At 41.2% G+C, this 21,140-nt stretch carries 19 protein-coding genes and 2 tRNA genes; 14 read left to right on the top strand and 7 right to left on the bottom strand.

Features of this window, described 5'->3' with window-relative positions:
- The first annotated feature begins 160 nt into the window (after window positions 1–160).
- Both thrA and PJIAN_RS14945 read left to right on the top strand, forming a co-directional pair.
- Window positions 161–2,596 carry a bifunctional aspartate kinase/homoserine dehydrogenase I gene (gene thrA / locus PJIAN_RS13235; RefSeq protein WP_068705842.1) on the top strand — a complete coding sequence of 812 codons (2,436 nt, stop codon included), beginning with the start codon at window positions 161–163 and terminating at the stop codon, window positions 2,594–2,596.
- A gap of 147 nt (window positions 2,597–2,743) precedes the next feature.
- Window positions 2,744–2,899, top strand: coding sequence for a hypothetical protein (locus PJIAN_RS14945; RefSeq protein ID WP_153802572.1), 156 nt, complete (start codon window positions 2,744–2,746; stop codon window positions 2,897–2,899).
- A gap of 211 nt (window positions 2,900–3,110) precedes the next feature.
- Here PJIAN_RS14945 and PJIAN_RS13240 read toward each other — a convergent pair whose 3' ends face one another.
- On the bottom strand, window positions 3,111–5,156 hold the full coding sequence (locus PJIAN_RS13240; RefSeq protein ID WP_084252440.1) for a M13 family metallopeptidase: 2,046 nt from the start codon (window positions 5,154–5,156) through the stop codon (window positions 3,111–3,113).
- A 240-nt stretch (window positions 5,157–5,396) separates the two neighbouring features.
- Window positions 5,397–5,939 (bottom strand): IS1096 element passenger TnpR family protein, encoded by a 543-nt coding sequence (locus tag PJIAN_RS13245; RefSeq protein WP_068706470.1) that lies wholly within the window; start codon window positions 5,937–5,939, stop codon window positions 5,397–5,399.
- A 196-nt stretch (window positions 5,940–6,135) separates the two neighbouring features.
- Between PJIAN_RS13245 and PJIAN_RS13250 the strand changes: the two genes are divergently transcribed.
- The 10 genes from PJIAN_RS13250 (at window position 6,136) to PJIAN_RS13295 (ending at window position 15,708) form a co-directional block, all read left to right on the top strand.
- A complete protein-coding gene (locus PJIAN_RS13250) occupies window positions 6,136–7,881 on the top strand; it encodes a DNA polymerase III subunit gamma/tau (protein ID WP_068705846.1) in 1,746 nt (581 codons plus the stop codon).
- Window positions 7,882–8,066: 185 nt separating this feature from the next.
- Window positions 8,067–8,657, top strand: a complete 591-nt coding sequence (locus tag PJIAN_RS13255; RefSeq protein WP_068705848.1) for a T9SS type A sorting domain-containing protein — start codon at window positions 8,067–8,069, stop codon at window positions 8,655–8,657.
- A gap of 28 nt (window positions 8,658–8,685) precedes the next feature.
- Window positions 8,686–9,630 carry a hypothetical protein gene (locus PJIAN_RS13260; RefSeq protein WP_153802573.1) on the top strand — a complete coding sequence of 315 codons (945 nt, stop codon included), beginning with the start codon at window positions 8,686–8,688 and terminating at the stop codon, window positions 9,628–9,630.
- A gap of 63 nt (window positions 9,631–9,693) precedes the next feature.
- Window positions 9,694–10,404: a YebC/PmpR family DNA-binding transcriptional regulator gene (locus tag PJIAN_RS13265; RefSeq protein ID WP_068705852.1), complete on the top strand. Its 711-nt coding sequence runs from the start codon at window positions 9,694–9,696 to the stop codon at window positions 10,402–10,404.
- A 65-nt stretch (window positions 10,405–10,469) separates the two neighbouring features.
- Window positions 10,470–11,303 (top strand): hypothetical protein, encoded by an 834-nt coding sequence (locus PJIAN_RS13270; RefSeq protein WP_153802574.1) that lies wholly within the window; start codon window positions 10,470–10,472, stop codon window positions 11,301–11,303.
- Window positions 11,304–11,443: 140 nt separating this feature from the next.
- A complete protein-coding gene (gene rplS / locus PJIAN_RS13275; RefSeq protein ID WP_068705856.1) occupies window positions 11,444–11,791 on the top strand; it encodes a 50S ribosomal protein L19 in 348 nt (115 codons plus the stop codon).
- An 80-nt stretch (window positions 11,792–11,871) separates the two neighbouring features.
- Window positions 11,872–12,600 carry a type III pantothenate kinase gene (locus tag PJIAN_RS13280; protein WP_068706472.1) on the top strand — a complete coding sequence of 243 codons (729 nt, stop codon included), beginning with the start codon at window positions 11,872–11,874 and terminating at the stop codon, window positions 12,598–12,600.
- Window positions 12,587–13,846: a BamG family beta-barrel-assembly machinery protein gene (gene bamG / locus PJIAN_RS13285; protein WP_068705858.1), complete on the top strand. Its 1,260-nt coding sequence runs from the start codon at window positions 12,587–12,589 to the stop codon at window positions 13,844–13,846. The genes PJIAN_RS13280 and bamG overlap by 14 nt, the downstream gene beginning before the upstream one ends.
- 22 nt (window positions 13,847–13,868) lie before the next feature.
- A complete protein-coding gene (gene lptC, locus PJIAN_RS13290; RefSeq protein ID WP_068705861.1) occupies window positions 13,869–14,447 on the top strand; it encodes an LPS export ABC transporter periplasmic protein LptC in 579 nt (192 codons plus the stop codon).
- Window positions 14,448–14,454: 7 nt separating this feature from the next.
- The gene (locus PJIAN_RS13295; RefSeq protein WP_068705863.1) at window positions 14,455–15,708 is read left to right on the top strand and encodes a hemolysin family protein; all 1,254 of its coding nucleotides are present in this window, start codon (window positions 14,455–14,457) and stop codon (window positions 15,706–15,708) included.
- Here the strand turns inward: PJIAN_RS13295 and PJIAN_RS13300 are convergent.
- From PJIAN_RS13300 to PJIAN_RS13310, 3 genes are all read right to left on the bottom strand, one after another.
- Window positions 15,701–16,246, bottom strand: coding sequence for an RsmD family RNA methyltransferase (locus PJIAN_RS13300; protein WP_068705865.1), 546 nt, complete (start codon window positions 16,244–16,246; stop codon window positions 15,701–15,703). The genes PJIAN_RS13295 and PJIAN_RS13300 overlap by 8 nt on opposite strands.
- Complete coding sequence (locus PJIAN_RS13305) at window positions 16,234–17,061, bottom strand: DUF3822 family protein (RefSeq protein WP_084252415.1); 828 nt, start codon at window positions 17,059–17,061, stop codon at window positions 16,234–16,236. The genes PJIAN_RS13300 and PJIAN_RS13305 overlap by 13 nt, the downstream gene beginning before the upstream one ends.
- 88 nt (window positions 17,062–17,149) lie before the next feature.
- Window positions 17,150–17,944 carry a UDP-2,3-diacylglucosamine diphosphatase gene (locus PJIAN_RS13310; protein WP_068706474.1) on the bottom strand — a complete coding sequence of 265 codons (795 nt, stop codon included), beginning with the start codon at window positions 17,942–17,944 and terminating at the stop codon, window positions 17,150–17,152.
- A 350-nt stretch (window positions 17,945–18,294) separates the two neighbouring features.
- On the opposite strand from PJIAN_RS13310, the gene PJIAN_RS13315 reads away from it, so the two are divergent.
- Window positions 18,295–18,370: transfer RNA gene (locus PJIAN_RS13315), tRNA-Pro, on the top strand.
- A 46-nt stretch (window positions 18,371–18,416) separates the two neighbouring features.
- Window positions 18,417–18,491: transfer RNA gene (locus tag PJIAN_RS13320), tRNA-Val, on the top strand.
- A 58-nt stretch (window positions 18,492–18,549) separates the two neighbouring features.
- Here PJIAN_RS13320 and PJIAN_RS13325 read toward each other — a convergent pair.
- Together PJIAN_RS13325 and PJIAN_RS13330 are read right to left on the bottom strand one after the other, a co-directional pair.
- Window positions 18,550–19,038 carry a hypothetical protein gene (locus tag PJIAN_RS13325; RefSeq protein ID WP_153802575.1) on the bottom strand — a complete coding sequence of 163 codons (489 nt, stop codon included), beginning with the start codon at window positions 19,036–19,038 and terminating at the stop codon, window positions 18,550–18,552.
- Window positions 19,039–19,221: 183 nt separating this feature from the next.
- Entirely contained in the window at window positions 19,222–21,129 is a 1,908-nt protein-coding gene (locus tag PJIAN_RS13330; protein WP_084252416.1) for a DUF3858 domain-containing protein, read from the bottom strand.
- Window positions 21,130–21,140: the final 11 nt, after the last annotated feature.

Below are 21,140 nucleotides of genomic sequence, written 5' to 3' on the forward strand. Positions count from 1 at the left end.
AAGGAGTAAGGCAAAAACGTATCTTTGTACTGAGATTTATCCGAAGCCATTAGTCTGCATTTATTCTTTGCGCAGGCCGGGGAATGGATTTGTAACCATTTCCTTGTTGGAAGAAGAAAATCATCACCAAATCTATTTATTTACTTAAAAAACAAAACAAATGAAGGTCTTAAAATTTGGTGGAACATCCGTAGGTTCCATCGAAAGCATTCTGGAGGTAAAAAAAATCGTTGAAGCCCAGCAGGAGCCGGTAATCGTAGTAGTTTCCGCACTGGGTGGTATCACCGATCAACTCTACCATGTTTCTAACTTAGCCGCTAATGGCGACCCGACCTACATCGATGCCATGCAGGCAATTGTAAAAAGGCATATCGATGTGGTAAATGGCGTTGTTCCTGCCGAAAAACGAACTCAGGTCACAACAACTATCACCGACTTACTGGAAGAACTCACCAACATTATGAAAGGTATCTTCCTGCTTCAAGACCTTACCCAAAAAATCACCGATTCTATTGTAAGTTATGGTGAACGTGCCTCTTCGACCATTGTCGGACAGGTGATTGACAATGCCGTTACGTACGACTCTCGTAAATTTATCAAAACTGTTCCGCAGTTTACCAAACATATCGTCGATTTCCATACCACCAACACGCTTATCAAACAGCAGTTTGCCAACGAGCAGAAAGTGGTTGTGTGCGGAGGTTTCATCTCTTCCGACACCCGCACCAATGTGGTGACCAACCTCGGTCGCGGCGGTTCCGACTACACGGCGGCTATTCTGGCGGCTGCTTTGAAAGCTGACGTGCTGGAAATATGGACCGACGTAGACGGTTTTATGACTGCCGACCCGCGCATTATCAGCAACACTTACGTTATTGATAAACTGTCGTTTATCGAAGCCATGGAGTTGTGTAACTTCGGTGCAAAAGTGATCTATCCGCCGACTATCTATCCTGCTTATCACAAAAATATTCCCATCCGGATCAAAAACACGTTCAATCCGTCTGCTCCGGGAACTTATATCTCCAACGACCGCACCACCGATACGGTAAAAGCAATCAAGGGTATTTCATCCATCAACGACACCTGTTTGATTACCGTTCAGGGATTGGGCATGGTAGGTGTAATCGGCGTGAATTATCGCATTTTCAAAGCACTGGCAAAAAATGGAATCAGTGTATTCCTCGTTTCGCAGGCAGCTTCGGAAAACAACACCTCGTTTGCCGTTAAAAACAGCGATGCCGACCTGGCCGTGAAAGCGCTCGACGAAGAGTTTGCCCGTGAGATCGAACTGGGCGAAATGAATCGTGCCGTGGCAGAAAGAGATCTGGCTACCGTGGCCATCGTGGGCGAAAATATGAAACGCATTCCCGGTATTGCCGGAAAACTGTTCGGCACACTGGGGCGCAACGGCATCAACGTGATTGCCTGTGCGCAGGGTGCTTCGGAGACAAATATTTCGTTCGTTACCGACCTGAAATCGTTGCGCAAAGCGCTGAACGTAATCCACGATTCGTTCTTCCTTTCCGACTATCAGGTGCTCAACGTATTCCTCACAGGTACGGGCACCGTGGGTGGTAGCCTGCTCGACCAGATCCGTCAGCAGCAACCCAAACTGATGGCAAAAAAAGGCTTAAAGCTTAACGTGGTAGGTATTGCCAATGCCGAAAAAGCGCTCTTTACCCGCGAAGGCATCGATCTGGAAACTTACAAGGAAGAAATCGAAGCAAAAGGCAAACCAACCTCTCCGCAACTGTTGCGCGACGAGATTCTGGGCATGAATATCTTCAACTCGGTATTTGTCGATTGTACGGCGAGCCCCGAAGTGGCAACCATCTACAAAGATCTGTTGTCGAACAACGTTTCGGTGGTGGCTGCCAATAAAATTGCTGCTTCGTCGGAATACGAAAACTATGCCGAACTGAAATCGATTGCCAGCAAACGCGGCATCAAATTCCTCTTCGAGACGAACGTAGGTGCCGGGCTGCCGATTATGAATACCATCAACAACCTGATTAACTCGGGCGACCGTATTTTGAAAATGGAGGCCGTACTTTCGGGTACACTCAACTATATTTTCAACACGCTGAGTGCCGAAAACACATTGAGCAAGACCATCCGCATGGCAAAAGAAGCCGGTTACTCCGAACCTGATCCCCGCATAGACCTGAGCGGCAAAGACGTGATTCGCAAGCTGATTATCCTGTCACGCGAAGCCGGTTACCGGGTGGAACAATCGGACGTAGAGTGCAACCTGTTTATCCCCGAAAAGTATTTCAAAGGTTCGCTGGAAGATTTCTGGAACACCATAGGCGAAATGGATGCGCAGTTCGAGCAACACCGCCAACGCCTCGAAACCGAGCACAAACGTCTCCGTTTTGTGGCTACCATGGAAGAGGGAAAATGCAGCGTAGGCTTGCAGGAGGTCGATCAGCGTCATCCGCTTTACGACCTAGAAGGAAGCAACAACATCCTGATGATTACCACCGAACGCTACAACGACTATCCGATGATTATCAAAGGATATGGTGCCGGAGCCAGCGTAACTGCTGCTGGGGTGTTTGCCGACATCATCAGCATTGCAAATATCAGATAATCAATTAATAGTTAACAACTAAATAAACACCCCGCTTTCGAAAACGAGAGCGGGGTGTTTTTGTTTTGCAAAATCTAAAAATATAATATGAGTGTCTTATATTTGATCTAATGGCTTGAAAAAACCTATTTGCATAACCACAGGTCTGTGACCTGTGTGAATATAACCTTCAATCATCACGACCTGAAAGGTCAGACCATATATACTAAAAGTGATGCCTTTCAGGCATTGAAGAATGGAGCTTTATCCAACCGTAAGCCATTGGCATACGGTTATGAAAATAACGCCTTTCAGACGATGTGAAATACAAGTAGGCAATATATCCGATAGTCAAAGATAGAATTATCCATATTTATATAGCTCCGTCTAAAAAGGCGAAGCTAATTCAAAGTTGATCGCATTTCGGTTTAGTCTTGACGACAAAACAAATCCTCTTTCATCACTAACAAAGCCCCGCCGGAATACATCCGACAGGGCTTTCTTTGCTCTTTATTCTTTGTTCTTTGCTCTAAACTTACCAGATCAAGGCCTGTTTTTCTTTTGGCAAATACATTTTGTCGCCCGGTTTCACGCCGAAAGCTTCGAGGAACATGTCGATATGCGGCAAGGTACCGTCAACACGCCATTTAGCCAATGAGTGAGGATCGAGCTTTGTGAGACGCAACATTTCCTGTTCACGAATATTGCTTGCCCAAACTGTAGCATAACCGAGGAAGAAACGTTGAGCAGGGGTAAAGCCGTCCATTTTATTTGCGTTGACATCGCCTTTTTTCATAGCATTCTGCATAGCAACGTATGAAATATGAAGACCTCCGTTATCCGCAAGGTTTTCACCAAGTGTCAGTTTACCGTTAGCTTTGGTACCGGGAACCACTTCGATGTTGTTAAAATAGTCAACCAACACAGAAGCGCGGGTATCAAATTTCTTAGAATCTTCGGGCTGCCACCAATCTTTCAGGTTACCTGTTAGGTCGTACTGGCGACCTTCGTCGTCGAAACCGTGTGTCATTTCGTGACCAATTACCACACCGATAGCACCATAGTTGGTAGCATCGTCAGCCTGTTGGTTGAAGAAAGGAGGTTGCAGAATAGCTGCCGGGAAACAAATTTCGTTAGTTGTCGGTTGGTAATAAGCATTTACGGTTTGCGGAGTCATCAACCATTCGTTCACGTCGGTAGGTTTGTCCACTTTGTTAAGCATGTAAGCCAAATCAAACTGATTGGAACGAAGGATATTTGCAAAATAGCTATCAGTCGACACTTTCAGATTGCTATAATCACGCCATTTGTCAGGATAACCGATCTTCACGTGAATAGCTTTCAGCTTTTCAACAGCTGTATTTTTGGTCTGCTGATCCATCCACTCCGAAGCCTGAATGCGTTGTGCAAAGGCATCCTGCAGATTGTGTACCAGTTCCACCATACGTTTTTTAGCTGAGGGCGGAAAATATTTTTCCACGTACATCTGGCCGACAGCTTCGCCCAACGAACCATTGATGGTAGTCACCACTCGTTTCCAGCGCGGACGCATCACTTCACGACCCGACATCGCCTTTCCGAAGAAAGCAAAGTTGGTTTTCACGAAATCTTCACTCAAATAAGGAGCTGCCGTATTGATAACGTTCCATGCAAAATAAGCCTTGATGGCACTGGGTTTGCCGTTTTTCAGCACATTCTGAACCGCCTTGATAAATTCAGGCTGAGCCACGTTCATGCTTTTCATGTTCGGCAAACCGACACCTTTGAAATAGGCATTGAAGTCTACATCAGGAGTCATTGCAACCAGTTTGGCCAACTCCATTTTGTTGAAGTTTTTATGCGGATCGCGGAGAGTTACACGGTCGAACGATGCTTTTGCCAATTCGGTTTCGAGTGCCATAACCTCTTCGGTCAGTTTAGCTGCCGGAGTTTTGGTCAGTTTGGCGTAACCCGAAAGGTCGAACATCTTGGTCATCATCTCCTGATATTTTGCACGAATTTCTTTTGTATGATCGTCGTTTTCGAGATAATAATCGCGTTGACCCATACCGATTCCTCCCTGATACAACCAGGCAATAGTCATTTTACTATTGGTATAATCGGCCTCGGCAGCCAGTTCGAAGAATGGAAAAATCCCGTTTTTATGCAGTGTAATCAACTCACTCTGAATCTGTTTTTTTGTAGCCAGTTTTGAAATAACATCAAGCAGAGGTTTAATAGGAGCCGCTCCCTGTTGTTGCAGTTTCACGCTGTCCATCCCCATATTGTAAAGGGTGGCAATTTTGTCTGGAATCGAACCCACAGCATGTTGCTGTTGAGCCAAACCGGTAATAAGTTCTTTCAACTTCGACTGGTTCTCTTCAGCTAGTTTGTCGAAACTTCCGTAACGTGCATATTCAGCTGTCAATGGGTGGTTTTTCATCCAACCGCCACAAGCATACTGATAGAAATCGTCAGCCGGATTGGCCGTCGTGTCCATATTGGCACGATCAATTCCCGAAGTCTGATTCGGAGCCGGGACTGGCTTTGAGGCTGTAAAAAGTGCGAGGGCACATCCTGCCAGAATCACAAATTTTTTCATTCGCGAAAAATTAAATGTAAATAAATATTCTACAAGAAATGCCATTATCCGGCACAAATCACTTGGGATAACAGCATTTTAAGGTTTAATGTGCAAAGTTAAATGAAAAAACAGAAAGGCAAACTTTTTTATGAAATTATATGCATGAAACATCTTATTCTGAAAAATAAAAAAGAGCAAAACCGAATTATTTTCAGTTTTGCCCTTATCTTATTTTTGACTCAAAAGAGATGATTATTCTCAGCGTGGAGATTCTTCTTCAAAGTTCACGTCTCCAAATCCTTCACTATCAAGTTCGTCAGCATTAAATTCTTCATCACCGTAGAACTGTTCATCAATATCGCCGGTTCCCTGCGCAACAGCCATTTCATTAAAATCCACAAACTGTTTTGGAGGCGTTCCTTCAGAACGCGTACACACGGCTTTATCACTGTTTTGACGGGGGATCAGCTCCTGCATGGTGATAAAAAAGGCACGATCACCCATCAAATCGAAATAGTACAAAAGTTTTTGCTTCTCATCGGTAACATAATCCTCAAGAGCAGTTGTATCCATTACCAAATTATCATATTCGGAACTGGTTTCCATTTCAATCAGGGTAATCTCCTGTTGTTTCTCCCATTCATCATCACAAAGGAAAAACGAGGTGATCTGATCTTTTTCATAGTTGACGGAGTCTAAAATTGCATTGTGCAGGTCAAAAAATGTAGCACTTGCATCAATGGTAATTTCACGCATAAAATCATCAACTTCGTCCGATAGAATAAGGAATTTGTAGAGCATAAATACTAGGTTTGAATTCGGCTGTAAAGATAGTACATTTTTAAATGACCTCAATAAAATAAGCTTACTTTTACTTTCCAAACACGCTTTGTTGTTCCAAATTTTTGGTCTATATTTGCCTCCGTCTTCAGGCATTATCCATGCTGCAAATACACAGCATGATAAATACTGAAGATGGTTTTAATTCGTTGTACAAATGGAGAATTTTATCGTTTCGGCCAGAAAATATCGTCCTGCCACTTTTATGTCGGTAGTGGGTCAGTCTGCGTTAACCGCAACGCTCAAAAATGCCATCAGGAACAATCATTTGGCTCATGCGTACCTCTTCTGCGGACCCCGCGGAGTAGGCAAAACAACCTGTGCCCGTATTTTTGCAAAAACAATCAACTGCGCACATCTGACCCCGGAATTTGAAGCCTGCAACGAATGCGAATCATGCCGTGCCTTTAACGAGCAACGCTCCTATAATATCCACGAACTCGATGCTGCCTCCAACAACTCGGTCGACGATATTCGGACACTGATCGATCAGGTGCGCATACCGCCACAAATCGGACACTACAGCGTTTATATTATCGATGAGGTTCACATGCTATCGGCTTCGGCTTTCAACGCATTCCTAAAAACGCTGGAAGAGCCACCGGCACACGCCATTTTCATTTTGGCCACCACCGAAAAGCATAAAATTTTACCTACCATTCTTTCTCGCTGTCAGATATACGACTTCAACCGCATCAGCGTAAACGATACGGTGGAACATCTCCAGCACGTTGCCAACAAAGAAGGCATCAACGCCGAACCGCAAGCGCTGAACGTAATTGCTCAGAAAGCAGACGGTGGTATGCGCGATGCGCTTTCCATTTTCGACCAGGTGGTTAGTTTTTGCGGAAATAGCATCACCTATCAGTCCGTAATTCAAAACCTGAATGTTCTCGATTACGACTATTATTTCAAGCTGACCGATGTATTTCTCGAAAACAAGGTAAAAGAGGCATTACTTATCTTCAACGAAATCCTGAATAAAGGCTTCGATGCCCACAATTTTGTAGGAGGGCTCAGTTCTCACCTGCGGGATGTGCTCATGTGCAAAGACCCCGAAACAGTGCAACTACTCGAAGTTGCCGATTCGGTGAAAGAGTCCTACGCCGCGCAGGCGCAGAAGTGCCCCAATGACTTCCTCTATTCGGCACTGGCAGTCATAAACGACTGCGACATGAATTTCAGGCTCAGCCGAAACAAACGATTACTTACTGAACTCACGCTTATCCGTCTCTGCCAATTGACGGACAAAAAAAAAAATGAGTTAAGCGAAGAATTCGCATTACCTCCAATTGAACTTATTCCGGAGATGCATCTTGGGCAACCTGATGCACAACAAGCTAACACCGCTCCGATACAGAGAGCCGTTGCATCCAACGCGCAACCGGCACCTTCTTCGCAACCGGCAGCACAGCCGACAAAGAGAAACGTTGTCACGGCACCACCGCCCATCAGCATCTCTATTACAAAACCACCTGTAAAAAAAGAAGAAACAGACACAAGAACCACCGTCAGGAGTCAACAAACCGAGAAACAAGACAACAACTTTACTGTTGATTCACTCGAAAAAGCATGGAAACATTTTGCAACAGAGATCATTCCTGAAAAGACTCATGCCAAAAACATTATGCTGAACAATCTGCCTACGATTGAAAGTAAGCATAAGCTAAAACTCATTTTGGACCAGAAACTTCAGGAAAGCTCCATGAATGAAGTTCTATACGATCTGACATCCTTCCTTAGACGTAATTTGATGAATGATTTCGTTGAAATGGAAATCATTGTCGACACCACAAAGGAAAACACCAAAGTAATGTCACCTCAGGACAAATTCGCCAAAATGGCAGAATCCAATCCTGCTTTGCTGCGTTTAAAGAAAGAATTCGGGCTGGAAATTGACTGATTGTTAGGACTGATCGGCCTTTTTAGCTTTTTTATCGTAGCACTTGAAATAAATTATGTACATTTGCACACTCGTTGTCACATTTCATTTTTCCTGTCAAAACGTTGTGCAGTTCGAGCAGCAAAACTGGGTGTAAACTTGTAAACAAGAGCAACAACACAATTCTATTAATTTAAAAAATTCAGATGAAGCGTATTTTATTGCTTTTCTTTGCTTTGGGTTTCATTGCTTGTTTGGCTCAGGCACAAACAAAACCCCAAATCTACTCCCGTTGGAGTGGTCGTGTTATTATATGCAGCGACCCGCAAAGCATTTATAAATCTTACCAGTGGTATGCCGATTCACTTTCTTCGGTAGGAATCGATTTAACGAAAACGAAACCGACTCAATTTGGTCCCATAAAAGGAGCGACTTCTCAATATTACTCTAAAAACGGGCAAGGATTGTATGGCTATTATTATGTAGTTGCTAAATTGGCAGACGGCACCAGCGTCACCTCAGACACTATCGCACTTCACGTAAGCCAATCAGCATCAAAAGTATCTATTGCCCCCAACCCGGTTTCAAAAAGCAGTGCTCTTAATGTTGAAACAATCTCACCTGATATTCAGTTAGCTAAAGTTCAAATTTACACTATGAGTGGAATAATGGTGCGTCAGTACACAACCTCCGACGCAAGTGCAGCCATTGAAGCTCCATCAGCCACAGGTTGTTATATGGTCCGAATTCAACTTGCCGATGGTAGCACATCAACACAAAAGCTGTTTGTAAAATAAACCATTTATCCATTTTCTTATCAGACAAATGAAAAAAACAGTCGTCTCTTTATTAGCAATACTATTATCCATTTCCATGTTTGCTCAGAAAGCCAATTTCAAAGGCTTTGAATTATATGGAACTGCAGCTACCGGCATGTTTGGAACCAATTACTGGCCAACCAGCGGCTCTCAATTCAATGGTCCCGGCTTGCGAGTAGGTATCGGCGGAGGATTTTTCATAACTCCGCATTGGGGAATAACTACAGGGATAAACCTCTCCACCTATAGCGCGTTTTCGAGCATCAAAGCCGGAACTTCATATTCTTACACAACCTACGACAGCGACGGGCTGCCATATACTGAAAACATCAAGGTAGACAGCAAGATAAAAGAGCAAGACATAATGTACCGGATAGAGTTTCCGTTTTTGTTGAACTATCGTTACTATCTTCCATCAGGCAATGCTCTTTATGCTGCCGGAGGTATAACAATCTCTCTACCAATGGCGGGATATTACCATGCCAGCCAAGGAACCTTCACAACTACAGGAAAATATGAGGACCTAAATGCGACATTATCAAATATGCCTTGGTTAGGTTTTACGTCCACAGACATTAGCGGTGCACATGGCATGATTCCTTCCAACAAATCGTACAACGCATCTTTTGAACTCGGATACCTACATCGCTTAAAGAAAACCACTTATTTAACCCTTGGTGTTTTTGGCGACTATGGATTAAAGGATTTGCGCCGCACAGTGGGAGCTTCTTACCTGATTTATCCCTCCTCTCAATATATCGGCATTCCGAATTCCGGTACTATCAGCTTTAACCGTCTAATGTCATTTGGAGTAAAAGCTGCATGGCACCTGAACATCTCAGGAGAACCTATGCCCAAAGGAAAGAAGAAAACATACGAACAACCCCAAAAATCGGTTGATCCACCGTCCTTTAACCACACAAAAGGCGGACACCAACGTACAGGCAAATAACAACTAAAATATTATCAATTCGTTCAGATTGATGAAGAATCAATCCTCAAGTCATTTTAAGATATGGGAAGAGCATTTGAATACAGAAAAGCACGTAAAATGAAAAGATGGGGCAACATGGCCCGCGTGTTTACAAAATTAGGTAAAGAAATTTCTATTGCAGTAAAAGCCGGTGGACCTGAAGCGTCAAGCAACCCTCGCCTTCGCGCATTAATTCAAAATGCGAAAGCTGCGAATATGCCCAAAGAAAACGTAGAGCGTGCCATCAAAAAAGCTATTTCTAAAGATGAAGCCGACTACAAAGAAATGGTGTATGAAGGATATGCTCCTCATGGTATTGCTGTAGTAGTTGAAACCGCAACAGACAATCCAACAAGAACTGTAGCCAATGTTCGGAGTTACTTCAATAAATTAGGCGGTTCTTTGGGAACAACCGGTAGCTTGTCATTTTTATTCGACCGGAAAAGTGTTTTCAAAATCGTACCGAAAGCCGAAATGGATCTGGAAGAGCTGGAGCTCGAACTAATCGATTACGGTGTTGATGAAATTTTTGCAGAAGAAAGCGAAGTCATTCTTTATGGAGAATTTGAATCGTTCAATAAAATTCAGAAATACCTTGAAGAAAACGGATTCGAAATCATCAGTTCCGAGTTTGAACGAATCCCGAATGACACAAAAGAATTGGGAGAAGAAGAACAAGCTCAGGTAATGAAACTCATTGAAAGAATTGAAGAAGATGAAGACGTTCAAAACGTTTTCCACAACATGAAATAATTTTCTTTTCAATTAAAATAACAAAGCCCTTCGTGTTGACACCGAAGGGCTTTTATTCTTATGATATGCGACGTCTATTTCTTGCCATTATCCTTGGATGTACTCTATGTTCATTATTCAGTGCAACAAAAATATCCAGAGATGAAATCTTGCTGAAAGGGCTATTCGGACGACTATACAAAGCTTCATCGGACTCTGTCCGCAGCATCCTGAACGACTCAATATGTCATCAATTCAGCGTCACACTGCGTAACGATTCTTCGTTTCAATATGCCTTTGATTCACTGGCATATCTTGGCAAGATATACTCCACTGATCATAAGCTCAGAATTTATTCCTGGAATTACATTTCCGACAACGGTGACTATCGTTTCTTCTCTTATTTTCAGTTCGCCACAAAACAACTCATTCAACTCGTTCAGAATCGTCCGTGTTATCTGCCTGACGAGAACAAGATGATAACAGCCAATAATTGGTACGGAGCACTTTACTACAATGCAATTCCCATCAATCGCGACAATCAGATTCAATATATTTTATTAGGATGGTCACACCTGTCCGAATCCGAGAATTTCAAGATAATAGATGTCCTTTCTCTCAAAGACAGCACAATCACGTTTGGAGCTCCCATATTTAATACAGAAAACAGGTTACGCATTGCCATGCCCTACTCTTCCGCCCATTCATTAGCATTGCAATACGATGCAAAACGCAGCCTCTTTATTTTCAACCACCTGCATGAAGAGGGTAATAAAGATAAAAAGATACCCGATGAATCGTTTTCCGGTTATCAGCTGGTAAACGACAAACTAGTTTACAAAGAAGAGGTTACATTCGACCACAAAGAAGAAAACCAACCCCGGACAAAAGTTGAATATGGTCTGGAACCCAACAAATAATTCAAAGTAATTTACACGCTGTCTCTTTGGAAATTACAAGAAAATAACTTATCTTTGCAGCTCATTTGGTCGCAATCGCTGGCAGAAGAGAGAGAACTGTTATGTTGCGTACTAAGTCTAAATTAATTAATTGAAAAACAATGGATTTAGTTAAAGTTGCAGAACAAGCTTTCGCCCTTGAGCGTAGCCTTCCTGCTTTCAAAAGTGGTGATACAATCACTGTTGCTTATCGTATTATTGAAGGAAACAAAGAACGTATCCAGCAGTACAGAGGTGTGGTAATCAAAATCACAGGATCTGGCGACAAAAAACGTTTTACTGTTCGTAAAATGTCTGACAATGTTGGTGTTGAACGTATCTTCCCTATGGATTCTCCATTTATCGACAGCATCACAGTAAACAAAGTTGGTAAAGTTCGCAGAGCAAAATTGTACTACTTGCGTGCACTTACCGGCAAAAAAGCCCGTATCAAAGAAAAACGTGTTTGATTTGTTTTTCAAGCAATCATCTATAAAAAGGAAGCTCGAAACGAGTTTCCTTTTTTTGATTAAGTACTATGCAAAAATCCATGAACCTAATTATCGATCACGGCAATAGCGCTGTAAAGATTGCCATATTTGAGCAAGACAGACTACTCGTTGTTGAAAGATATCCTCTTTTAACAGCAACAATTGTGGCTGATTTTATGAGTCGGTTTCCAGTCAAAGCTATCATCCTGTGCTCTGTCATTTCTATTGATCTACATACAAAACAATATTTACAAAACCTTCCCGTCTATTTTACGGAACTCACACACCACACGCCTCTCCCGATCAAAAATGAATATGAAACCCCCGATACGTTAGGGAAAGACCGAATTGCAGCCGCTGTTGGAGCCAATTGGTTACTGCCAAACGCCAATCTGCTTATCATTGATGCAGGAACTGCAATTACTTACGATCTTGTTTCTTCAGAAAACACATTTCTGGGCGGAACTATTTCGCCGGGGGCTCAAATCCGGTTTAGAGCATTGCACGAATTTACCGGGAAATTGCCATTGGCGGAAGAAAAAAGCACTGATTTATTAATCGGTAAAAATACAATTGATGCAATTACGGTCGGAGTAATGCAAGGCATTGAGTTTGAAATAGAAGGATACATAACTTTGTTTATGCAAAAGTATCCAAACCTTTCAGTTTTTTTAACTGGTAGAGGCTCAATTCCTTTTGTGGCAAAGCTAAAAAACCCCATCTTTGTAGAGTTAAACTTAGTATTGATAGGACTTAACCGCATATTAACTTATAATGTACAGCTATAGAATTGTTTGCGCACTTGTTGCCTTAACCATTGGTGTTGCCGTAATGGCACAGAACAACACGAATTCACCTTATACCCGTTATGGACTTGGAGAATTGCGAGAACCCGGCTTCGGTCGTAGTCAGGCAATGGGTGGAATTGGTTTCGGAGTAAGAGATCACGCTTCAATCAACCCGGCAAACCCTGCTTCATACAGTGCTATCGACTCTATGACTTTTCTGTTCGATCTTGGCATTTCCGGTCTAGCCTCACATTTCAATGACGCAAGCGGAAGTCGCAGTACCCACAATGGGAACCTGGACTATCTGGCAATGCAAATGCCGTTAAGCAAATTTATGGGAGCAAGCATCGGAGTAATTCCATATTCTTTTACAGGTTACGATTATTCATTGTCTGGAATAACCCCAGTTAACGGCCTTTCCGACACTATCAATTATATTCAGCAATACAATGGTTCAGGTGGTATTTCTCAGATTTACGGTGGATTATCGTTTCGTTTATTCAAACATATATCCCTCGGAGCAAATGCCATTTATCTTTTTGGAAGCAACTCTTATAACAGAGCATTAAGCATCGTTGATATATCCAACACATCACTGACAACTCATTCAACTTCTGAAAAGATTAGCATAGATGTCAACTCTTTCAATGTTCGACTTGGAGCTCAGGTGTTTGGAAAGATCTCAAAAAAAGGATATTTAACCGTGGGTGCAATGTTTGAACCCAAAATGAACTTACACGGCACTTATGACAAGGTCATTCTGGGTCTCGACAGCACGAAAGACGCACTTACTTCGCATTCGTTTGAAACTCCCATGCAATTTGGGGTTGGAACAAGCTATACCTACGATAACCGCTTAACCCTTGGAGCCGATTTCTTGTATCAAAAATGGGGCGACGCAAAATATTTTGGTCAGACCGGAGCTTTGAAAAACCGCACTAAGATATCTATTGGTGGTGAATATATCGATAACCCATATGGTAAGACATATTTCCAGCGTATGAGTTTCAGATTCGGGGCGTATTATTCTGACTCTTATATCAATGTAAACGGATATACACCTAGTCAGATGGCAGTAACCTGTGGTTTTGGATTTCCTCTGCGTTCTTCAAAAAGTATGATCAACACATCCTTTGAATATGGGATTAAAGGAAAATCGACTGACACCTCAATTAAAGAGAATTATTTCAGATTTACACTGGGTCTTTCACTTAATGAAATCTGGTTCTTTAAACGCAAACTATAATTGGAAGAAGCTGGCCGCATAAATGTATAACCAACATATAAAATACAACATCAAATGCTTAACAATCGCCCTTGGGGCGGTTGTTTTGTGCTTTTGTACAGGATGCAAAAAAACGGAATCTGAGATCCCCGTAAAACCTATTGACAGGACCAAACTGCCGAGAATGTATGCCGAAAATGTAACCACGTTAATTTCCGACTCGGGGATTACAAGATACAGGATTACTACGCCGGTTTGGTATATTTACGACAAATCGTCCGAACCGTACTGGGCTTTTCCAAAAGGCGTTCATTTGCAACGATTTGACCAGTCATTCCATGTTGACGCCGAAATCAACTGTAAGAAAGCCTACTACTATCAGGTGCGTCAGCTTTGGCGACTTGACGGTAAAGTCCGGATGATTAATTTACAGGGAGATATGTTTGAAAGCGAACAAGTCTACTGGAACCAGCGGGATCAAAAAATCTATTCTGATTCTCTGATCAAAATCACACAACGCACAAAGATTATTACCGGATTAGGTTTTGAGTCCAACCAGACTCTAACGCAATATGTCATCAAAAAGCCGCAGGGTATTATTCCGGTCAGCTCTGCAATGTAGGTCATAAATGGAAATTTACCTTATAATAATTATTTCATTGCTATTTTCAGCCTTCTTTTCGGGAATGGAAATAGCTTATATATCTTCCAACAAACTAAGGTTTGAACTGGAAAAAAGTCAGAGTCATGTGACCAACTTTTTCCTTTCCATTTTTTATCGATACCCCGAGCAATTCATTACAACCACCTTAGTTGGCAATAATATTGCATTAGTCATTTTCAGTATAATGACTGCTCAGCTAATGCACCCGCTCTTGCTGACCGTCACAGGCAGCGACCTTTTTATCACATTAATCGAAACTGCATTAGCTACTGCTTTCATCCTATTGGCTGGAGAATATATTCCGAAGATTATCTTTCGTTCAAATCCCAATCTTTGGTTGAGAATATTTTCTCCGTTGTTTTTCCTGTTTTACATTGTTCTCTATCCTATTTCCAAAATCAGTGTCTGGGTCTCCATCTTCCTGCTCCGCACAGTTGGTGTCAAAGTGAATTCGAAGCATCATCATGTGTTCTCCCGTATAGATTTAGACCATTTGATTCAGGAAAGCATAGATCATCAGGACGAGGAACAGGATTTGGATACCGAAGTGAAAATTTTCCAGAATGCGCTGGACTTCTCTTCCGTTAAACTGCGGGATTGCATGGTGCCCCGCACCGAAATCATTGCCATTGATGAAGCTGAAGCATCGCTACAACAACTAAAACAGCTTTTTATTGAGACAGGACATTCAAAAATTCTCATCTACCAAAACAACATAGATTCCATCATAGGCTCTATCCATTCATCAGAAATGCTTCGCCATCCGGATACCTGGACAGAACATATTAATGACGTGCCTATTGTTCCGGAAACGATGCAGGCGAATAAATTGATGAAGTTATTCAACCAGCAAAAAAAGAGTATTGCCGTAGTGGTTGATGAATATGGAGGAACAGCCGGAATTGTAACCCTCGAAGATATTCTTGAAGAAATTTTTGGAGAAATAGAAGATGAACATGATCGCAGTGGATTGATCTCCAAGAAGCTTGAAAACGGGGAATATATCCTTTCCGGAAGAATGGAAATAGATCAGGTTAACGAGCTTTTTGACCTTGAGATTCCCGAATCTGACGAATACAGCACTATAGCAGGTTTTATATTAAGCCACTATCAGAACCTGCCAAAAGCCAACGAAACCATAAAAGTTCTGCATTTTACATTCCGTATACTCAAAGTAGAAAACAACAGGATAGACCTTGTTAAGCTTAGGCTTAATTGACTTTCCTGGTAAACAGCGAAAAATTCACATTGCCATACTGACGATGTTCCAGAAAATTCGGCTCCTGACTAAAGTCCTGCTTGGCTGAATGTTCAAGAATAAATATTCCGTCATCACTCAGCAAATTGCCCTGCAGCACTAACGCCGGTAATTGAGGTAATTCTTTCATTTCATAGGGAGGATCAGCAAATATCACATCGAATTGTTCCTTCCCCTGTTGAATATAGCGAAACACATTCATTTTAATCGGATAAACGACCTTCATCAAGCCCAGCTCCTGTCTGATTTTATGTATAAAATCCAGATGCTTATCGCTCATCTCAACACTCACAACCCGTTTTACTCCTCTGGAGGCGAATTCGTAACTAATGCTGCCCGTACCTGCAAAAAGATCGAGGACTACACAATCCTCAAAACTAATGTAGTTATTCAGGACATTAAATAAAGCTTCTTTGGCAAAGTCCGTTGTTGGACGTGCCGTGATGTGGGTTGGCGGGCTAAACCGACGACCTTTGAATTTTCCGCTTACAATTCGCATATAGGAAGGTAAAACAAGTCTGTAAAAATTTCTTTGGCTTCTGCCTTTATCTCCGGAGTCAACTGAAACAGATCAGGCAATGGAAGTAAATTCAACTTTGCAAAATGCTGCTTCAAAACGACAATCCGTTCGTCCAGCAAATTATCGACTCCCTGAAAATAGATACGCACTTTTGACGTCTGGAAGCCAAACTGTTCGCAAAGGCGCAAGAGCCAATAAACTATATCATCGCAAGTCTTAATCGCAAAATAGTTAGACAACATCAATTTCCCATTATCAAATACACAGACATACAAATAATTATCCGTGATCCGAATTCCCATGGTGGGACTTGAATCGACAGATCGTGATAAATTGGCAGCTGCAATCAGCATTGCCGAAGAAGTATGAATAAGATTTGCCTTGGGAAAATAGGGAGCAATAAATGATTTGAAAGAAGGAGCAACAGCAAAAAGGTTCACCATTGACAAGGAAGGAATAAACTGCTCAATCACTTCATGTTCTTCGTTAAATTCGGATGTGAATGCCAATAAATTCCGTTTATTTTCTTGCCTGAATAAAGCCCGGGGAATCATCAGGCTGGGCTGTGCATCAAGGGCTATAGATACACGAGAGAAAGGAATTGCTGATAGTTCGTCAAACAATTCAATTGTTTTTGTCAATGAGATATGGCTAACCCTCTTTATGCCAACAAATAGCTTTGAAGTATCGTCCAAAATAACAAACGAGCAATCATTATCGCTAAGGTATAACCATAAACTATAGCGATTAGCTTGTTGAAGTTTGAATTCGTCTGAAATAATCTCAATATCCATTGTACTTTTTTCTTAGGTCTGTTGATCCCTTTCTTTCACAAAAGTACAAAAATATCTTCATTTCGAATAACATATCTTTGGCGACATGTCAGGCAAAAACTGCTTCAATTTCGGCAGGAATCGTTTGATAATGCAACACACTCCAATTCCCTTGTTCGTCTTCCACCAATGCCGAAAGGCTTTCCACCCAATCGCCGGAATTCAAATAGTGAACATCACCATAGTAACAATTTGCCGGAGAGTGAATATGTCCGCATATCACGCCGCCGCAATGCTTATGCTTGGTAAGTCTGACCAGTTCTTTTTCAAAGTCTGAGATATAAGATACAGCACTCTTCACTTTCTGCTTCATATGCTGAGCAAGTGAAGAATATGGCTTTCCTCTCTTTATTCTGAAATAATTGTAGATGCGATTCAGATTCAAAAGAAAATTATAGCCGACATCCCCAATCATAGCCAACCACCGCATGTTTACCGTGATGTTATCAAATACATCACCATGCAGTACAAAATACCGTTTACCATTCGACTCCAGCATATAGTCTTTCACCACCTGAATATTGGGAAACGCAAAAGGAACTATTTTATCCAGAAAATCATCATGGTTTCCCCTTACATATATCACATCAGTTTGTTCTTTGACAATCTTTGATATGATTTTCTTAATAAACTGCGTATTCTTTTCACTCCAATATTTTTGTGATTTTCTTAACTGCCAACCATCAATAATATCTCCATTGAGAATTAGCTTTTCGCAGGAAAATGAAGAGAGAAAGCCAAGCACTTCATGCACTTTGCTATGCTTAGAACCCAAGTGAATATCAGAAAGAACGATAGTGCGATATCTGGTTTGCGAAACAGTTTCTCCGCATCCATTAATCATTTGAAAGTCTTTGTCTAGTTCCAAAACGTAAATAATTTAGCAATTAACCACATGCAAAATATTGATTATCAAGACAAATCAATATTTGTAATTACAAATTAAAAATAGACTTTCGTCATTGCTATTTTATTACGGCGATGTTACCTTTATATTATTATGAGAGTGGATTATAGGAAAACAATATCTATTTGTAGAATCACACGGACACCTATTAAACCCGAAATGCAAGATCAATTTTAAATGGAATTAATGTCGATAGAAGAATAATCTGAACAACATTTTTTCTTTTAGTTTTCGAAGAAACTATTTGCGAAAAAGAAAAAAGATATTACCTTTGCACCACAATTGAGCGGGGTGTAGCTCAGCCCGGTTTAGAGTACGCGTCTGGGGGGCGTGTGGTCGCAAGTTCGAATCTTGTCACCCCGACTTAAATCCCTCAAATACCGCCTTTTATGGGCGGTATTTTTGTCTTGAGATATTAGCTCAGCTGGTTTAGAGCGCTTGCTTGACAGGCAAGAGGTCACTGGTTCGAATCCAGTATGTCTCACACAAAAAAGCCACTTACAAAGAATTTTGCAAGTGGCTTTTTTGTGTCCTTTTCTATTTTATTCCTTTTCTGACCCAACAACTTTAGTCAGCCTTATATCAAAAAAGAACTGATAAGTAACTGTTCCTTGTGACGGAGTTTTGAAAGTATGAGACATTTTCCATCCGACATACTGCCCCCTGAAAGATTTTGCATAAATATCAGCTTGTGTTTTGAGCAATGCAGCAGAATCTTCGTATTGCTTTACTTTTTCCTGTACAGCCTCCTGTTCTTTTGATGTAGGAGCCAGAATAGCATTGCCTGTTTCTGTCACAAATAAGTTATGGTAATATTCGGCTTTTCGTGCCAGATCAACATATCCTGAATCAGTCTTATAAGAAGAGAATAAAGAATCAAGGCTTCCAAAACTAATCGGGTGATAACTTTTATAATCACTTAAAGTGTGCGATAACTCTTCATCAATCAACTTCTGCGCTGTTTCTTTATTATTACCGCACGATGACAAAACAGCAACAACCACTACAAATAAAAAGAGTCGTTTCATCATAAATTCAGATTTTACGCGCTTGAAAACTGCGATTCAAACACTCATTGTAAATCGCAAAGATACAATGATTCTATCGATTAGTCTGCTTGAAAAGCAGAAAATATTGTTGTTCAAGCAAAAATAAATCTAATGACTCGCTTTCAACGAGGAAACCCGCCACAAACAATCCCGCACAAATAACTACTAATCAGTTTTCAAGACAATCTGTGCAGAGAATGCATTATTTATTGCCAAAATAAAATCTTTCATTTCGTTATTCATGTTGGCAGGATAAGTACCTCGTTTAATGTTTATCTTCTGAATTATCATCAACTTCCCATCGTGTTGCTGAATAGCAGAATAAAAACTGCCAAATGGTTTTTTCAAAGACACGTTTGACGGACAAGACTCAATCCGCACTCCTTCCGGTAGTGCAATTTGAATTGTATCATATTCCAAACCTCCATTTTCAAAAACAAACGGATATTTTCTGCTTCGTTTTGAAAATAGCTTCATGCTATTCTTCAAAGGATTGACTGGACAAAACATGCGTGTACCGGATTTGGCTGCATACGTTTCTGAATTCAACTTATATTTTACAGTCATCCGAGGAAGCGCATCTCTTTTTTCCACACATGAAATGTCGGATATTGTCATATTCGGCAAGTGAAAATCAGATTTGATATCTTTAACACGTTCGTCATTATTCATATTTTTCTCAAAATCGAGCATTTCTCTAAACTCATGCATCTCATATCCGCACTGTACATTCGCCTTCATCATGCCATTCTTGTCTACACTCACTTGCAAACATTTATGTGTATAAGACAATGTATCTGCATATTGAGGTAGTTTATATAGCTTGCCTCCCTCCGGTGTTACCAAAAGAGCATTATGCCCTGCAATATTATCATGAACGTACCCAAAAGGAGTATACTGGCTTGTGCACTCCAAGGGAATTGTATCCGTTTTAAAAGGTACTGTAAGAATGGCATGATTAAACTGTGCGGGCGTTGCGAATTCTTTCATAAACTGTTTCTTATCTCCGCTATAGATTATCGTGAAATAAGATTCGATACCTACAGCTTTCAACATTGCCCTCAAATAATTACTTAATCCTTTGCAATCACCAAATCCTGTTTGATAAACACTAGATGCGGCGATAGGCTGCCATCCGCCGACACCCAATTGGATACTTACATAACGAGTGGATTTCTGCAAAAATTCAAAGATTTTTTTTACCTTTTCTTTATCAGAAGCCAGCCCAGAAACCATACCTTTAAGTTTTTCAACAAATTGATCCGGCAAAACATCTCTGTCTTTGAGAAGGCTCCATTCAAATTTACCGACATCACTCCAGGAATTCAATGAACCTATGAACTTATCATAAGCGAACTCACACGGTTTTATCATCATCAAAGGCACAAAACTATCTATCCCTGCCATTACAGGCTCTTCATCAATAGCTTTAAATCCCACGGACTCCCACCGGCACACATCGGACCCGTCTTTGCTTGTCTTCACGGCTTCTTTTGCAAAATTGCGCGTAAAGACATTATATTCAACCCCTTTGGGAATTTGCAAAAAATACTCCGCATTCTGCAAAGACTGATTATAATTATGTACAGGAGCAAAGACAGGAAACATTACAATCCCGTTCTTAAATTTAATTTCATACTCATATTTGATGGTATATGGGTAATTAGGCTGACTGTAACTGTAAATGTTTTTAATTTCATCAGATGCCACTTCCTGAGAAAATGAAGATGTAATCAAATCCGAATTCCGTATTTTTTTTACCAACTTCCCATTGGCATCGTACACTTCTCCTGAAAACTTTTTAAGTTCCCAAAATTGACCCGTGCCCTCAAAAAAATCCGCTTCATCTTTCCCTTTTTCATCCAGTATAGTCACAACACGAATCACTTTCTGCAATCCATTATGTTGATCATAATACTCGAAGTGTGTCGATTCATACCGCACTACTGAATATGCATCCGTTTTTAATGAATCCGGAATCTGACTGACCGGGTAATTCAGGGTTTCTGCCCCTGAGACAGAAACAAAAACACCAAACAAAAATGCTATTAGAACAAAGTGTGACTTCCACATACAACCGATTT

It is taken from the genome of Paludibacter jiangxiensis, assembly GCF_001618385.1.
Classification (GTDB): domain Bacteria; phylum Bacteroidota; class Bacteroidia; order Bacteroidales; family Paludibacteraceae; genus Microbacter; species Microbacter jiangxiensis.